The following is a 14042-nucleotide window of genomic DNA, read 5'->3' as shown; positions in this document are numbered from 1 at the left end:
GGAAAACAATCAGTTTACTGCGTCTTTCAGCGCTTTACCTGCACGGAAACCCGGCACTTTAGCGGCAGCAATGGTGATCTCTTTACCGGTCTGAGGGTTGCGGCCAGTACGGGCTGCACGCTCTTTAACCGCAAAAGTACCGAAGCCTACCAGTGCAACGTCGTCCCCAGCTTGCAGAGATTCAGTAACAGAAGCAATTAAAGCATCTAAAGCACGTCCCGCTGCAGCTTTAGAAATATCAGCACCCGCAGCAATTTTGTCAATCAGTTGAGATTTATTCACTGTTCTCTTCCTCTCTTTATAATTTATATCGCACCTGAATCCTTCACAGCGCGACCGCGCAGCAGTTATATCAGTCCTGCTATGACCTTACAACACCCGTTGTTGATGGCTAACCCAATCAGCAATCTAAATTAGCTATACAAAAAAAGGCTGGCAAGTACGAAATGACTTACCAGCCTTGTTTTTATTGGCGCTCTTTGCGCGAGGTCACTATTTTGCGGTTACAACCTGCATTCCGGACGGTTCATTTTGCAGTGCGAGAGTCAGAACTTCCTCAATGCGTTTCACCGGATGGATCTGCAAATCGGCAATAACGTTGTCCGGAATCTCTTCCAGATCGCGTTTATTTTCGTAAGGGATCAATACGGTTTTGATCCCACCGCGGTGTGCCGCCAGCAGTTTTTCTTTTAACCCGCCGATAGGCAGTACCTGACCACGCAGCGTAATTTCACCGGTCATGGCCACATCAGCACGAACCGGGTTCCCTGTCAGACAGGAAACCAGCGCCGTACACATGGCAATACCCGCGCTTGGGCCATCTTTCGGCGTCGCCCCTTCCGGAACGTGAACGTGAATGTCGCGTTTTTCGTAGAAATCCGGGTTGATACCCAGTTTTTCCGCACGCGCGCGCACCACGGTCAGCGCCGCCTGGATGGACTCCTGCATCACTTCACCCAGTGAACCGGTGTAGGTCAGCTTGCCTTTGCCCGGGACACAGGCGGTTTCGATGGTCAGCAGATCGCCGCCCACTTCCGTCCATGCCAGACCGGTCACCTGACCAACGCGGTTTTCGTTGTCCGCACGACCGTAGTCGAAGCGCTGAACGCCAAGGTAAGCATGCAGATTGTCGCCGTTAATCACAATGTGCTTCAGGCTCTTATCCAGCAGCAGCTGTTTCACCGCCTTACGGCACAGCTTAGAGATCTCACGCTCGAGGCTACGAACGCCCGCTTCACGGGTGTAATAGCGAATGATGCCAATAATCGCGCTGTCCTCGACGGTCAGCTCGTTGGCTTTCAGCGCGTTACGCTCAATCTGTTTCGGCAGCAGGTGCTGCTTAGCAATGTTCAGCTTCTCATCTTCGGTATAACCGGAGAGACGGATCACTTCCATACGGTCCAGCAGCGGGGCCGGAATGTTCATGGAGTTGGAGGTCGCCACGAACATCACATCGCTCAGGTCGTAGTCCACTTCCAGGTAGTGATCGCTGAACGCCACGTTCTGTTCTGGATCAAGCACTTCCAGCAGCGCCGACGCCGGATCGCCACGCATGTCCGAAGACATTTTGTCGATCTCATCGAGCAGGAACAGCGGGTTTTTAACCCCCACTTTCGCCATCTTCTGGATCAGCTTGCCCGGCATAGAACCGATGTAGGTACGGCGGTGACCGCGGATTTCCGCTTCATCGCGTACGCCGCCCAGCGCCATACGGATATACTTACGTCCGGTCGCTTTGGCGATGGACTGGCCCAGAGAGGTTTTACCCACGCCTGGAGGCCCTACCAGGCACAGAATTGGACCTTTGATTTTGTTCACACGGCTCTGTACCGCGAGGTACTCAAGAATGCGGTCTTTCACGCGTTCCAGGCCGTAGTGGTCGGTATCGAGGATTTCCTGCGCCTGACGCAGGTCTTTTTTGACCTTGCTGCGGGCATTCCACGGAACCTGTACCATCCACTCAATATAGCCGCGCACGACGGTCGCCTCTGCCGACATCGGAGACATCATTTTCAGCTTCTGCAACTCAGCTTCGGCTTTCTCTTTCGCCTCTTTCGGCATCTTCGCCGCGTCGATCTTACGCTTCAGCGCTTCGTTTTCATCCGGCGCATCGTCCATCTCGCCGAGCTCTTTCTGAATGGCTTTCATTTGCTCGTTCAGATAGTACTCACGCTGCGATTTTTCCATCTGCTTTTTGACGCGGTTGCGAATGCGCTTCTCAACCTGGAGCAGATCGATCTCAGACTCCATCATCGCCATCAGGTATTCCAGACGTTCGTTAACGTCGGACATTTCCAGCACGGACTGTTTGTCAGCCAGCTTCAGCGGCATGTGCGCAGCGATGGTATCCGCCAGACGTGCAGGATCGTCGATGCTGTTCAGCGACGTCAGCACTTCAGGTGGGATTTTCTTATTCAGCTTGATGTAGCCTTCGAACTGGCTGATCGCGGTGCGTACCAGCACTTCCTGTTCGCGCTCATCAAGTTCCGGTGAATCAAGGTACTCCGCCTTCGCAGAGAAGTGCTCGCCATCGTCTGACAGAGTGGTAATACGCGCACGCTGTAAGCCTTCCACCAGCACCTTCACGGTGCCGTCTGGCAGCTTCAGCATCTGCAAAATAGAGGCCACGGTCCCGACGGTGAAAAGATCGTTTACACCCGGCTCATCCGTTGATGCTTCCTTCTGCGCGACCAACATGATTTTTTTATCATGATCCATGGCGGCTTCGAGGCAACGGATAGATTTTTCCCGCCCTACAAATAAGGGTATGACCATGTGCGGATAAACCACCACATCGCGCAACGGCAATACGGGGATTTCAATGCGTTCAGAACGCTCAGGATTCATAGAGCTCTCTCTTAGTTTAGTGTCCGCCAGGTAAACTGGTCATGTAACTGTGCTTCACACAACCATTAACATGTAATCCAGTATATGGGGATGTTTCCCATACATTCAACGCCATGAATACGGAAAAAGTAAAGGGGAGATAAAATCCCCCCTTTTTGATTAACTGTTTGTATGAAATGGTGAATTATTCGCCAGATGCCTGCTGCGCTTCCGGTTTACCGTAAATCAGTAACGGCTTGGACTGGCCACCAATGACGGACTCGTCGATCACGACTTTTTCAACGTCTTCCATAGAAGGAAGATCGTACATCGTGTCGAGCAATGCTGCTTCTACGATAGAACGCAGGCCACGGGCACCGGTTTTACGCGCCATCGCTTTCTTGGCAATCGCGTCCAGTGCTTCGTCACGGAATTCCAGCTCAACGCCTTCCAGATTAAACAGCGCCTGATACTGCTTGGTCAGCGCGTTTTTCGGCTCTTTCAGGATCTGAATCAGCGCGTCTTCGCTCAGTTCGTTCAGGGTCGCCACAACCGGCAGACGGCCGATAAATTCCGGAATCAAACCGAATTTGATCAGATCTTCCGGTTCAACCTGCGCCAGCAGCTGGCCTTCGTTTGGTTTTTCAGACGTGGCTTTCACCGTTGCGCCAAAACCAATGCCGGAGCCGGTTTCCACACGGTGAGAGATCACTTTATCCAGGCCTGCAAACGCACCACCACAGATAAACAGGATCTTGGAGGTATCAACCTGCAAGAATTCCTGCTGCGGATGTTTACGCCCACCCTGCGGTGGAACAGCCGCAACCGTACCTTCGATCAGCTTCAGCAGCGCCTGCTGCACGCCCTCGCCCGAGACGTCACGGGTGATCGACGGGTTGTCTGATTTACGGGAGATTTTGTCGATCTCATCGATATAGACGATCCCGCGCTGGGCTTTCTGTACGTCGTAATCGCACTTCTGGAGCAGCTTCTGGATAATATTTTCAACGTCTTCACCCACATAACCGGCTTCGGTCAGGGTGGTGGCATCCGCCATGGTGAACGGAACATCCAGCAGGCGCGCCAGCGTTTCCGCCAGCAGGGTTTTACCAGAACCGGTAGGCCCGATCAGCAGAATGTTACTTTTGCCCAGCTCTACGCCATTGCTGGTATCGCCGTTACGCAGACGTTTGTAGTGGTTGTATACCGCCACCGCCAGCACTTTTTTCGCCTGCTCCTGACCAATGACATAGTCGTCAAGGTGGTGGCGAATCTCGTGTGGCGTTGGTAACGCGCTGCGCTCACGGTGCGGCGCGACTTCTTTAATCTCTTCGCGAATGATGTCGTTACATAAATCGACGCATTCGTCGCAGATATACACGGACGGCCCGGCAATCAGTTTACGCACTTCATGCTGGCTTTTGCCGCAAAAAGAGCAGTACAGCAGTTTGCCCGAACCATCTTTGCGTTTATCTGTCATGAGTCCAAACCTCTTTTTAAGTTCTATGTGCCGCACATGACGACGCAAATGCCATTCTCAGACGCAAGCTGCTTACAGGCAACGTTCCGCCCTACCTTAGTATAGCGGCACACTCGCGTCGCGGGCATCAATTACGATGGGTCAAAATGGAGTCGACTAAGCCGTACTCAACTGCCTCTGGTGCAGAGAGGAAGCGATCGCGCTCGGTATCGCGCTCGATCTGCTCGAGAGGTTGACCCGTATGCTGCGCCATAAGTTCATTCATGCGCGCTTTTACTTTCAGAATTTCTCGGGCGTGGATTTCAATATCCGTCGCCTGGCCCTGGTAACCACCCAGCGGCTGGTGAATCATCACGCGGGAGTTAGGCAGGCAGAAACGCTTACCTTTCGCCCCTGCGGTTAACAGGAAAGCACCCATGGATGCCGCCTGCCCCATACAGATGGTACTGACATCCGGCTTGATGAATTGCATGGTGTCATAAATTGACATGCCCGCCGTAATCACACCGCCTGGCGAGTTGATGTACAGGTAAATGTCTTTTTCCGGGTTTTCCGCTTCCAGGAACAGCATCTGCGCCACGATCAGGTTAGCCATATGGTCTTCCACCTGGCCGGTCAGAAAGATAACGCGTTCCTTGAGCAGACGGGAATAGATATCGAAAGAACGCTCACCGCGTGAGGTCTGTTCAATAACCATTGGCACCAGCGCCATATGGGGTGCAAAGTTATCTCGTTCGCCACTGTATGACATTTCCGTCTCCTGGTTCAAAATTGAAAACACCTGCTGTACTGATTGTAACCTTATGGACGGATTATCAGCCAGTCTCAATCATCGTGATTACATACTAATGGGGGTCGTCATGCCCTATTTCAAGCATAACAACGTTTTGTTGTAACGCTAACACTGAAAGGGCGTTTTAGCACCCTTCCAGGACTAAAGCGGTGATAAAAAAAACCCGTCGCCGGAGGGCAACGGGTTTTTTGTTCAAACTTTAAACCGTCGGGGCGAAATTACGCCTGCTGGTTCATCAGTTCGGTGAAAGAGGCCTCTTTTTCGGTCACTTTCGCTTTCGCCAGTACCGCTTCAACAGCCTGCTCTTCCAGTGCGACGTTGCGCATGTTGTCCATCAGCTCTTTGTTCTTACCGTAGAACTCGATCACTTCAGATGGATCTTCGTATGCAGAAGCCATCTCTTCGATCAGGCCTTTCACACGCTCTTCGTCAGCTTTCAGCTCGTGGGTACGAATCACTTCGCCCAGCAGCAGGCCGACAACAACGCGACGTTTCGCTTGCTCTTCGAACAGCTCGCGTGGCAGTTCCATCGCTTGCTGCTGGTTGCCACCGAAGCGCTGTGCAGCCTGACGGCGCAGAACGTCGATTTCGCTGTCGATCAGGGCAGCAGGAACGTCGATGTCGTTCGCTTTCACCAGACCTTCAATCGCCTGAGACTTCACGCGATTACGTACAGCGCCGTTCAGCTCGCGCTCCATGTTTTTACGCACTTCGGTACGCAGGCCCGCAACAGAACCATCTTCCACGCCGAAACGCTTGATGAATTCTTCGGTCAGTTCTGGCAGTTCGCGCTCTTCCACTTTCTTCAGGTTGATAACGAACTTCGCTGCTTTACCTTTCAGGTTTTCAGCGTGGTATTCTTCAGGGAAGGTCACGTCAATGGTGAACTCTTCGCCCGCTTTGTGGCCTTTGATACCGTCTTCGAAGCCTGGGATCATACGACCCTGGCCCATCGCCAGTACGAAGTCAGACGCTTTACCGCCTTCGAACTCTTCGCCGTCTACAGAACCGGTGAAGTCGATGGTTACGCGGTCTTCCGCGTCAACAGCGCCTTCTTTCTCTTTCCAGTTCGCCTGCTGCTTGCGCAGGGTATCCAGCATGCCGTCAACGTCTTCGTCAGTCACGGAAACGATCGGTTTTTCAACTTCGATAGATTCCAGACCTTTCAGCTCAACTTCCGGGTACACTTCGAACTCTACGGAGTAGGTGAAGTCTTCGCCCTGCTTGTATTCACCTGGAACGTAGTTCGGCGCGCCGGCTGGATTGATTTTTTCTTTGATGATCGCGTCGATAAAGTTGCGGCTCATCAGTTCACCCAGCACATCCTGACGCACGGAAGCGCCATAACGCTGAGCAACAACATTCATTGGTACTTTGCCCTTGCGGAAGCCGTCAATACGTACTTTTTTTGCTACGTTGACCAGCTCGCTTTTCACAGCAGTTTCGATGCTGTCAGCAGCGATAGTAATCGTTACACGGCGGCCAAGGCCTTGAGTGGTTTCAACTGAAACTTGCATCTTGTTACCTCAAAAAAATCACAGTGCTCGGTCAACTCTGAATCTGTCTGTTATACCGGGATGCTCTCTTATGTGCAGATTCACATTCCCTGTCGCCAGAATCATCCCGAAGACATTCAATAAGACGCGGCATTATAGCGGCATCACTTAGGTGAGTCGAGAACGGTTGGAGCATGTTGCTGCGGCTTTTTTCACACTTTAAGGCTATTTTTAGCCTTAAAAACGCGCCATCCGCTCAAAACTCAGACAAAACAAAACGGCCCGAAGGCCGTTTTGACGAAATCTGTAAGCAACATACTGGAAAAACTCCGGCGGTTGCAAATCCGATTTATCAGGCGATGGTGCCTGCACCCCGACAAGGCGGTGATGCGAATACCGTATCCTGTAGCCCTTCCCATTCCTTAATGGTGTAGGTATGCAGCGCCAGCGCATGTACGGTTGTGGAGAGTTCTTCCGTCAAGGTGCTGTAGATCAAGCGGTGTCGGTTCAGGAAACGTTCTCCCGTGAAGCGATCGCTGACCAGAACCACTTTAAAGTGGCTTTCAGAACCTGCCGGCACGTTATGACGATAGCTTTCGTCGACAACTTCGAGAAACACAGGGTTGAACGCTGCCCTTAATTTTTCTTCTATCTGTTCACGTATCATCATGAAATCACTCCTCCGACAACGCTAAGGTGTCACCCATCCCTTTAAATATTAGCCGCTTTTACCGGTTCCATTACACCTTGACAACAAATATTTAGCTTTCGTCTGATTTTCTCATCCAAACGAATGAAGTTCACTATGAGGTTCATACGTTTTGTCACTTACAGGCAGAGAAAAGCGGAAAGGTGGTCAGTTTTCGGACAAGGCGATGAATTTACATGCGTTGACCACTTCCCCTGGCCGTTAGCGATGTTATGATGGCGGCAATTTTTCTCTCTTTGCTTACGATTCGTTGAGAACCCGAAAATGTTAAAAAAACTCTTCTTTCCGTTGGTAGCACTCTTTATGCTCGCCGGCTGCGCGACTCCGCCGACGACCATTGACGTTTCACCAAAAATTACCCTGCCTCAGCAGGATCCAAGCCTGATGGGCGTCACAGTCAGCATTAATGGCGCCGATCAGCGTCAGGACCAGGCGCTGGCGAAAGTGACTCGCGACAACCAGCAGGTCACGCTGACCGCCTCCCGCGACCTGCGCTTCCTGTTGCAGGAAGTGCTGGAAAAACAGATGACCTCCCGTGGCTACATGATTGGCCCAAGCGGCGCGGTTGATCTGCAAATCATCGTGAACAACCTGTACGCTGACGTCTCCCAGGGTAACGTTCGCTACAACATTGCGACCAAAGCCGATATCGCCATCATCGCTACCGCGAAGAACGGCAACAAAATGAACAAAAACTACCGTGCAAGCTATTCCGTTGAAGGCGCATTCCAGGCCTCCAACAAAAATATCGCTGACGCGGTTAACAGCGTGCTGACTGACACCATTGCCGACATGGCACAGGACACCAGCATTCACGACTTCATCAAGCAGAACGCCCGTTAATCCTGCTGACTGGCCCGGTGCTTCACCGGGTCAGTTCATAAGAACATGTCCAGTCACTACTTACGCATTTTCCAGCAACCGAAATCAGCTATTCTGCTGATCCTTGGTTTCGCCTCCGGTTTACCGCTTGCGCTCACCTCCGGCACGTTACAGGCGTGGATGACGGTTGAGAACATCGATCTTAAAACCATTGGTTTCTTCTCGCTCGTCGGCCAGGCTTACGTCTTTAAGTTCCTGTGGTCGCCGGTGATGGATCGCTATACCCCACCGTTCCTCGGGCGCCGTCGCGGCTGGTTAGTGATGACGCAGGTGCTGCTGTTGCTGGCCATTGCCGCAATGGGTTTCCTTGAGCCGTCAACACAGCTGCGCTGGATGGCCGCGCTTGCGGTAGTCATCGCCTTCTGTTCCGCTTCGCAGGACATTGTTTTTGACGCCTGGAAGACGGACGTCCTGCCAGCGGAAGAGCGTGGCGCCGGTGCGGCAATCAGCGTGCTTGGCTACCGCCTGGGTATGCTGGTTTCCGGCGGGCTGGCCCTCTGGCTTGCCGACCGCTATCTCGGCTGGCAGGGAATGTACTGGCTGATGGCCGCTCTGCTGATCCCCTGCATTATTGCCACGCTATTCGCGCCCGAACCGAGCGATGTGATTCCGGTCCCCCGCTCGCTGGAGCAGGCCGTCGCCGCACCGCTCCGCGACTTCTTTGGTCGCAATAATGCCTGGCTGATCCTGCTGCTGATTGTCCTTTATAAGCTTGGCGACGCTTTCGCCATGAGTCTGACCACCACCTTCCTGATCCGCGGCGTCGGGTTTGATGCGGGCGAAGTCGGCGTGGTGAACAAAACCCTGGGACTGTTTGCCACGATCGTCGGCGCGCTGTACGGCGGTGTATTGATGCAGCGCCTGACGCTGTTCCGCGCTCTGCTGATCTTCGGCATCCTTCAGGGCGCATCGAATGCCGGTTACTGGCTGCTGTCGATCACCGACAAGCATATGATCAGCATGGCGACGGCGGTATTCTTTGAAAACCTGTGTGGCGGTATGGGCACTGCGGCATTTGTCGCCCTGCTGATGACGCTGTGCAATAAGTCATTTTCTGCCACCCAGTTTGCGCTACTGTCTGCCCTTTCTGCCGTCGGGCGCGTATACGTTGGCCCCGTCGCGGGCTGGTTTGTTGAAGCCCACGGCTGGCCGACGTTTTATCTCTTCTCAGTGGTGGCGGCCGTGCCGGGGATTTTATTGCTGCTGGTCTGTCGCCAGACGCTGGAATATACCCAGCGGACGGAACACTTCATGCCGCGCACGGAATATCAGGCTGCCTATCGGTTTGCCCTGCGTCTGCTGATGGCTGGTTGTCTTGCGCTGATAGTGTGGCTCGCGGTACTCATCTTGAATGCGACGACCACCTTGTCGCTTCCGTTTGAAACCCAGCTGCTTGATGCAGGGGTGTTACTCGCCATCGTGGGTATCCTGACCGGTGGGATGCTGGATTTCATGTCATTGCGGAAAACGCAGATGACATGAAGTAAAAAGCGAAAGGTTATTTCCCGTTGTAATAACGACACGAAATTATAACGGCGAAATAACCGCCATCGGCAAAAAAAAATATTTGTTGTTTTGTGCGGGATAGCATTCGGAAATTATTGGAGCTTATTTCGCTACGCTATTTTCCGTTAAACGATTCAGCATTCGAAAGATTGAATTTTCGTTTTTTAGTTGTCTTGTTATTGATAATTAATTGTTAATTATTTGTGTATTTTTCACAATGGTTATACCAATTGTCCCTTTTGCGGTATGCTGGGGCACCCTTTCGTTATAACGCCCGCTCCGTGCGGCTTCCCCCGGAAAACGCGACATAATTTGCAACACTTGTGACATGTGCGGCAGAACCCGGTAACACCTTCCTGACACAGGGCTAATGATGTTTACAGTAATGTAACCTTCCCGTAAAATGCCCCCACACTTTAAACGCCACCAGACTCCCGTGGAATTGAGGTCGGTAAATGAGACTCAGGAAATACAATAAAAGTTTGGGATGGTTGTCATTATTCGCAGGCACTGTATTACTCAGTGGCTGCGATTCTGCACTACTAGACCCCAAAGGACAGATTGGACTGGAACAACGTTCATTGATACTGACGGCTTTTGGCCTGATGTTGATTGTGGTTATTCCTGCCATCTTGATGGCTGTTGGTTTCGCCTGGAAGTATCGTGCGAGCAATAAAGATGCGAAGTATAGCCCTAACTGGTCACACTCCAATAAAGTGGAAGCTGTGGTCTGGACGGTACCTATTCTGATCATCCTGTTCCTTGCTGTACTGACCTGGAAAACCACTCACGCACTTGAGCCGAGCAAACCGCTGGTTCACGATGAAAAACCTATTACCATTGAAGTGGTCTCCATGGACTGGAAATGGTTCTTCATCTATCCAGAACAGGGCATTGCTACCGTGAATGAAATCGCCTTCCCGGCGAACACTCCGGTTCAGTTCAAAGTGACCTCCAACTCCGTAATGAACTCCTTCTTCATCCCACGTCTGGGCAGCCAGATTTACGCGATGGCCGGTATGCAGACTAACCTGCACCTGATCGCGAATGAAGCAGGCACCTACGACGGTATCTCCGCCAGCTATAGTGGCCCGGGCTTCTCGGGTATGAAGTTCAAAGCTATCGCTACGCCAGACCGCGCGACTTTCGACCAGTGGGTTGCAAAAGCGAAGCAGTCTCCAAACACCATGTCTGACATGGCGGCGTTCGAAAAAGTGGCTGCACCTAGCGAATACAACAAGGTGGAGTACTTCTCTAACGTGAAACCGAATCTGTTCAAAGACGTTATTGGCAAATTTATGGATCACGGCATGAGCATGGACATGACCCAGCCTGAAGGCGAGCACAACACGCACCAGGGTATGGAAGGCATGGACATGAGCCACGCGGAAACCGCTCACTAAGGGGCCGAGGAAGAAAATGTTCGGAAAATTGACACTGGATGCAGTGCCCTACCATGAACCGATTATTATGGTTACGGTGGCTGCAATTATCATTGGTGGCGCGGCCTTAGTTGGCCTGATCACTTACTTCGGTAAGTGGAGCTACCTGTGGAATGAGTGGCTGACTTCGGTTGACCACAAAAAACTCGGTATCATGTACTGCATCGTCGGTATCGTCATGTTAATTCGTGGCTTTGCGGATGCAATCATGATGCGTAGCCAGCAGGCGCTTGCGTCTGCGGGCGAAGCCGGCTTCCTGCCACCGCACCACTACGATCAGATCTTTACCGCCCACGGCGTTATCATGATCTTCTTCGTGGCGATGCCGCTGGTAATCGGTCTGATGAACGTGGTCGTTCCGCTGCAAATCGGCGCGCGCGACGTTGCGTTCCCGTTCCTGAACAACCTGAGCTTCTGGTTCACGGTTGTCGGCGTTATCCTGGTTAACCTGTCACTGGGTGTGGGCGAATTTGCTCAGACCGGCTGGCTGGCCTACCCGCCGCTGTCGGGAATTGAGTACAGTCCGGGCGTGGGCGTTGACTACTGGATTTGGGCGCTTCAGCTCTCCGGTGTCGGTACCACCCTGACCGGTATTAACTTCTTCGTGACCATCCTGAAGATGCGTGCACCAGGTATGACGATGTTCAAGATGCCAGTATTTACCTGGGCATCTCTGTGCGCCAACGTCCTGATTATCGCGTCGTTCCCAATTCTGACCGTCACCATCGCGCTGCTGACCCTGGATCGCTATCTGGGTACCCATTTCTTCACGAATGATATGGGTGGCAACATGATGATGTACATCAACCTGATTTGGGCCTGGGGTCACCCGGAAGTGTACATCCTGGTTCTGCCGGTGTTCGGTGTGTTCTCCGAAATCGCGGCAACCTTCTCGCGTAAACGCCTGTTTGGTTACACCTCTCTGGTGTGGGCAACCGTATGTATTACCGTCCTGTCGTTCATCGTCTGGCTGCACCACTTCTTCACCATGGGTGCGGGTGCCAACGTAAACGCCTTCTTCGGTATTACCACCATGATTATCGCGATCCCGACCGGGGTTAAGATCTTCAACTGGCTGTTCACCATGTACCAGGGTCGTATCGTGTTCCACTCAGCTATGCTGTGGACCATCGGCTTCATCGTGACCTTCTCCGTAGGTGGGATGACCGGCGTACTGCTGGCGGTACCAGGTGCTGACTTCGTTCTGCACAACAGTCTGTTCCTGATTGCGCACTTCCATAACGTTATCATCGGTGGCGTGGTCTTCGGCTGCTTCGCTGGTGTGACCTACTGGTGGCCAAAAGCGTTCGGTTTCACCCTGAACGAAAAATGGGGTAAACGCGCGTTCTGGTTCTGGATCATCGGCTTCTTCGTGGCGTTTATGCCGCTGTACGTGCTGGGCTTCATGGGGATGACCCGTCGTCTGAGCCAGCAGATCGATCCGCAGTTCCACCCAATGCTGATGGTTGCAGCGGGCGGCGCAGCGCTGATTGCCTGCGGTATTCTGTGCCAGCTGATTCAGTACTACGTGTCTATCCGTGACCGTAACCTGAACCGCGACCTGACCGGTGACCCGTGGGGTGGCCGTACGCTGGAGTGGGCGACCTCTTCTCCGCCTCCGTTCTATAACTTTGCCGTAGTGCCGCACATTCACGAGCGTGATGCATTCTGGGAAATGAAAGAAAAAGGTGAAGCGTACAAGCAACCTGAGCATTACGAAGAGATCCATATGCCGAAAAACAGCGCCGCGGGCATGGTTATTGCCGCTTTCGCAACGGTATTTGGTTTCGCAATGATCTGGCACATCTGGTGGATGGCGATTGTTGGCTTCGCTGGCATCGTAATCAGCTGGATTGTGAAGAGCTTTGACGAGGACGTGGACTACTACGTACCAGTCCGTGAAGTTGAAAAGCTGGAAAACCAGCATTTTGACGAGATTTCTAAAGCGGGGCTGAAAAATGGCAACTGATACTCTGGCGCACTCAACTGCCCACGCGCATGAACATGCGCACCATGATACAGGACCGACGAAAGTCTTCGGTTTCTGGATCTACCTGATGAGCGACTGCATCCTGTTCTGCTGTCTGTTCGCAACCTATGCCGTTCTGGTGAACGGCACAGCGGGCGGCCCGACCGGTAAGGACATCTTTGAACTGCCGTTCGTTCTGGTTGAAACCGCACTGCTGTTATTCAGCTCCATCACCTACGGCATGGCGGCTATCGCCATGTACAAAAACAACAAGAGCCAGGTTGTCTCCTGGCTGGCGTTGACCTGGCTGTTTGGTGCTGGCTTTATCGGGATGGAAATCTATGAATTCCATCACCTGATCATGGAAGGTTTCGGCCCGGATCGTAGCGGCTTCCTGTCAGCGTTCTTCGCGCTGGTAGGCACCCACGGTCTGCACGTGACCTCGGGTCTGATCTGGATGGCGGTGCTGATGTTCCAGATCTCCCGTCGCGGCCTGACCAGTACTAACCGTACCCGTATTATGTGCCTGAGCCTGTTCTGGCACTTCCTGGACGTGGTATGGATCTGTGTGTTCTCTGTTGTCTATCTGATGGGGGCGATGTAATGAGTCATTCTAACGATCATGGCGCTTCCCACGGCAGCGTAAAAACCTACATGACAGGTTTCATCCTGTCGATCATTCTGACGGTGATCCCGTTCTGGATGGTGATGAACGGTTCTGCATCTAAGCCGGTTATCCTGGGCGCAATCCTGGTGACCGCGGTGATTCAGATTCTGGTGCATCTGGTTTGCTTCCTGCACATGAACACCAAGTCCGATGAAGGCTGGAACATGACGGCCTTTATCTTTACCGTGATTATCATCGCTATCCTGGTAGTCGGTTCCATCTGGATTATGTGGAACCTTAACTACAACATGATGGTTCACTAAGAGCGGCGA

12 protein-coding genes are annotated in these 14042 nt (G+C 52.6%); 6 read left to right on the top strand and 6 right to left on the bottom strand.

All coding sequences use genetic code 11. From position 1 onward, the window contains the following. Window positions 1–9: 9 nt before the first annotated feature. The 6 genes from hupB to bolA all read right to left on the bottom strand — a co-directional run bounded on the left by hupB (window position 10) and on the right by bolA (window position 7265). Window positions 10–282 carry a nucleoid-associated protein HU-beta gene (hupB, locus tag IM290_RS12025; RefSeq protein ID WP_002444653.1) on the bottom strand — a complete coding sequence of 91 codons (273 nt, stop codon included), beginning with the start codon at window positions 280–282 and terminating at the stop codon, window positions 10–12. A 210-nt stretch (window positions 283–492) separates the two neighbouring features. Beyond that, window positions 493–2847, bottom strand: a complete 2355-nt coding sequence (lon, locus tag IM290_RS12020) for an endopeptidase La (protein ID WP_014882775.1) — start codon at window positions 2845–2847, stop codon at window positions 493–495. A 184-nt stretch (window positions 2848–3031) separates the two neighbouring features. Further along, window positions 3032–4306: an ATP-dependent protease ATP-binding subunit ClpX gene (clpX, locus tag IM290_RS12015; protein ID WP_015571275.1), complete on the bottom strand. Its 1275-nt coding sequence runs from the start codon at window positions 4304–4306 to the stop codon at window positions 3032–3034. Window positions 4307–4433: 127 nt separating this feature from the next. After that, complete coding sequence (gene clpP / locus IM290_RS12010; protein ID WP_006809880.1) at window positions 4434–5057, bottom strand: ATP-dependent Clp endopeptidase proteolytic subunit ClpP; 624 nt, start codon at window positions 5055–5057, stop codon at window positions 4434–4436. 260 nt (window positions 5058–5317) lie between these two features. After that, the gene (gene tig / locus IM290_RS12005; RefSeq protein WP_193041811.1) at window positions 5318–6616 is read right to left on the bottom strand and encodes a trigger factor; all 1299 of its coding nucleotides are present in this window, start codon (window positions 6614–6616) and stop codon (window positions 5318–5320) included. A gap of 331 nt (window positions 6617–6947) precedes the next feature. Next, window positions 6948–7265 carry a transcriptional regulator BolA gene (bolA, locus tag IM290_RS12000; RefSeq protein ID WP_003859051.1) on the bottom strand — a complete coding sequence of 106 codons (318 nt, stop codon included), beginning with the start codon at window positions 7263–7265 and terminating at the stop codon, window positions 6948–6950. Window positions 7266–7568: 303 nt separating this feature from the next. On the opposite strand from bolA, the gene IM290_RS11995 reads away from it, so the two are divergent. From IM290_RS11995 to IM290_RS11970, 6 genes are all read left to right on the top strand, one after another. Continuing rightward, window positions 7569–8147 (top strand): lipoprotein, encoded by a 579-nt coding sequence (locus tag IM290_RS11995; RefSeq protein ID WP_003859052.1) that lies wholly within the window; start codon window positions 7569–7571, stop codon window positions 8145–8147. Window positions 8148–8192: 45 nt separating this feature from the next. Continuing rightward, window positions 8193–9668: a muropeptide MFS transporter AmpG gene (gene ampG, locus IM290_RS11990; RefSeq protein WP_047718592.1), complete on the top strand. Its 1476-nt coding sequence runs from the start codon at window positions 8193–8195 to the stop codon at window positions 9666–9668. 479 nt (window positions 9669–10147) lie between these two features. Beyond that, entirely contained in the window at window positions 10148–11095 is a 948-nt protein-coding gene (gene cyoA / locus IM290_RS11985) for a cytochrome o ubiquinol oxidase subunit II (RefSeq protein WP_006809886.1), read from the top strand. A gap of 16 nt (window positions 11096–11111) precedes the next feature. After that, entirely contained in the window at window positions 11112–13103 is a 1992-nt protein-coding gene (cyoB, locus tag IM290_RS11980) for a cytochrome o ubiquinol oxidase subunit I (RefSeq protein ID WP_017383189.1), read from the top strand. Further along, window positions 13093–13707 (top strand): cytochrome o ubiquinol oxidase subunit III, encoded by a 615-nt coding sequence (locus tag IM290_RS11975; RefSeq protein WP_003859057.1) that lies wholly within the window; start codon window positions 13093–13095, stop codon window positions 13705–13707. The genes cyoB and IM290_RS11975 overlap by 11 nt, the downstream gene beginning before the upstream one ends. Then, window positions 13707–14033 carry a cytochrome o ubiquinol oxidase subunit IV gene (locus tag IM290_RS11970; RefSeq protein WP_006809888.1) on the top strand — a complete coding sequence of 109 codons (327 nt, stop codon included), beginning with the start codon at window positions 13707–13709 and terminating at the stop codon, window positions 14031–14033. Before IM290_RS11975 ends, IM290_RS11970 begins: the two co-directional genes overlap by 1 nt. Window positions 14034–14042: the final 9 nt, after the last annotated feature.

It is taken from the genome of Enterobacter cloacae complex sp. S1, from assembly GCF_014930525.1.
Taxonomy (GTDB): domain Bacteria; phylum Pseudomonadota; class Gammaproteobacteria; order Enterobacterales; family Enterobacteriaceae; genus Enterobacter; species Enterobacter hormaechei_C.
Note: the sequence above shows the minus strand (reverse complement) of the source record. Positions and strands in the feature narration are given on the sequence as shown.

What these genes read in the sequence shown, in the direction of transcription:
- lon (WP_014882775.1), bottom strand. Translation starts at nt 2,847, where the DNA reads ATGAATCCTGAGCGTTCTGAACGCATTGAAATCCCCGTATTGCCGTTG.
- clpX (WP_015571275.1), bottom strand. Translation starts at nt 4,306, where the DNA reads ATGACAGATAAACGCAAAGATGGTTCGGGCAAACTGCTGTACTGCTCT.
- clpP (WP_006809880.1), bottom strand. Translation starts at nt 5,057, where the DNA reads ATGTCATACAGTGGCGAACGAGATAACTTTGCACCCCATATGGCGCTG.
- tig (WP_193041811.1), bottom strand. Translation starts at nt 6,616, where the DNA reads ATGCAAGTTTCAGTTGAAACCACTCAAGGCCTTGGCCGCCGTGTAACG.
- bolA (WP_003859051.1), bottom strand. Translation starts at nt 7,265, where the DNA reads ATGATGATACGTGAACAGATAGAAGAAAAATTAAGGGCAGCGTTCAAC.
- IM290_RS11995 (WP_003859052.1), top strand. Translation starts at nt 7,569, where the DNA reads ATGTTAAAAAAACTCTTCTTTCCGTTGGTAGCACTCTTTATGCTCGCC.
- ampG (WP_047718592.1), top strand. Translation starts at nt 8,193, where the DNA reads ATGTCCAGTCACTACTTACGCATTTTCCAGCAACCGAAATCAGCTATT.
- cyoA (WP_006809886.1), top strand. Translation starts at nt 10,148, where the DNA reads ATGAGACTCAGGAAATACAATAAAAGTTTGGGATGGTTGTCATTATTC.
- cyoB (WP_017383189.1), top strand. Translation starts at nt 11,112, where the DNA reads ATGTTCGGAAAATTGACACTGGATGCAGTGCCCTACCATGAACCGATT.
- IM290_RS11975 (WP_003859057.1), top strand. Translation starts at nt 13,093, where the DNA reads ATGGCAACTGATACTCTGGCGCACTCAACTGCCCACGCGCATGAACAT.
- IM290_RS11970 (WP_006809888.1), top strand. Translation starts at nt 13,707, where the DNA reads ATGAGTCATTCTAACGATCATGGCGCTTCCCACGGCAGCGTAAAAACC.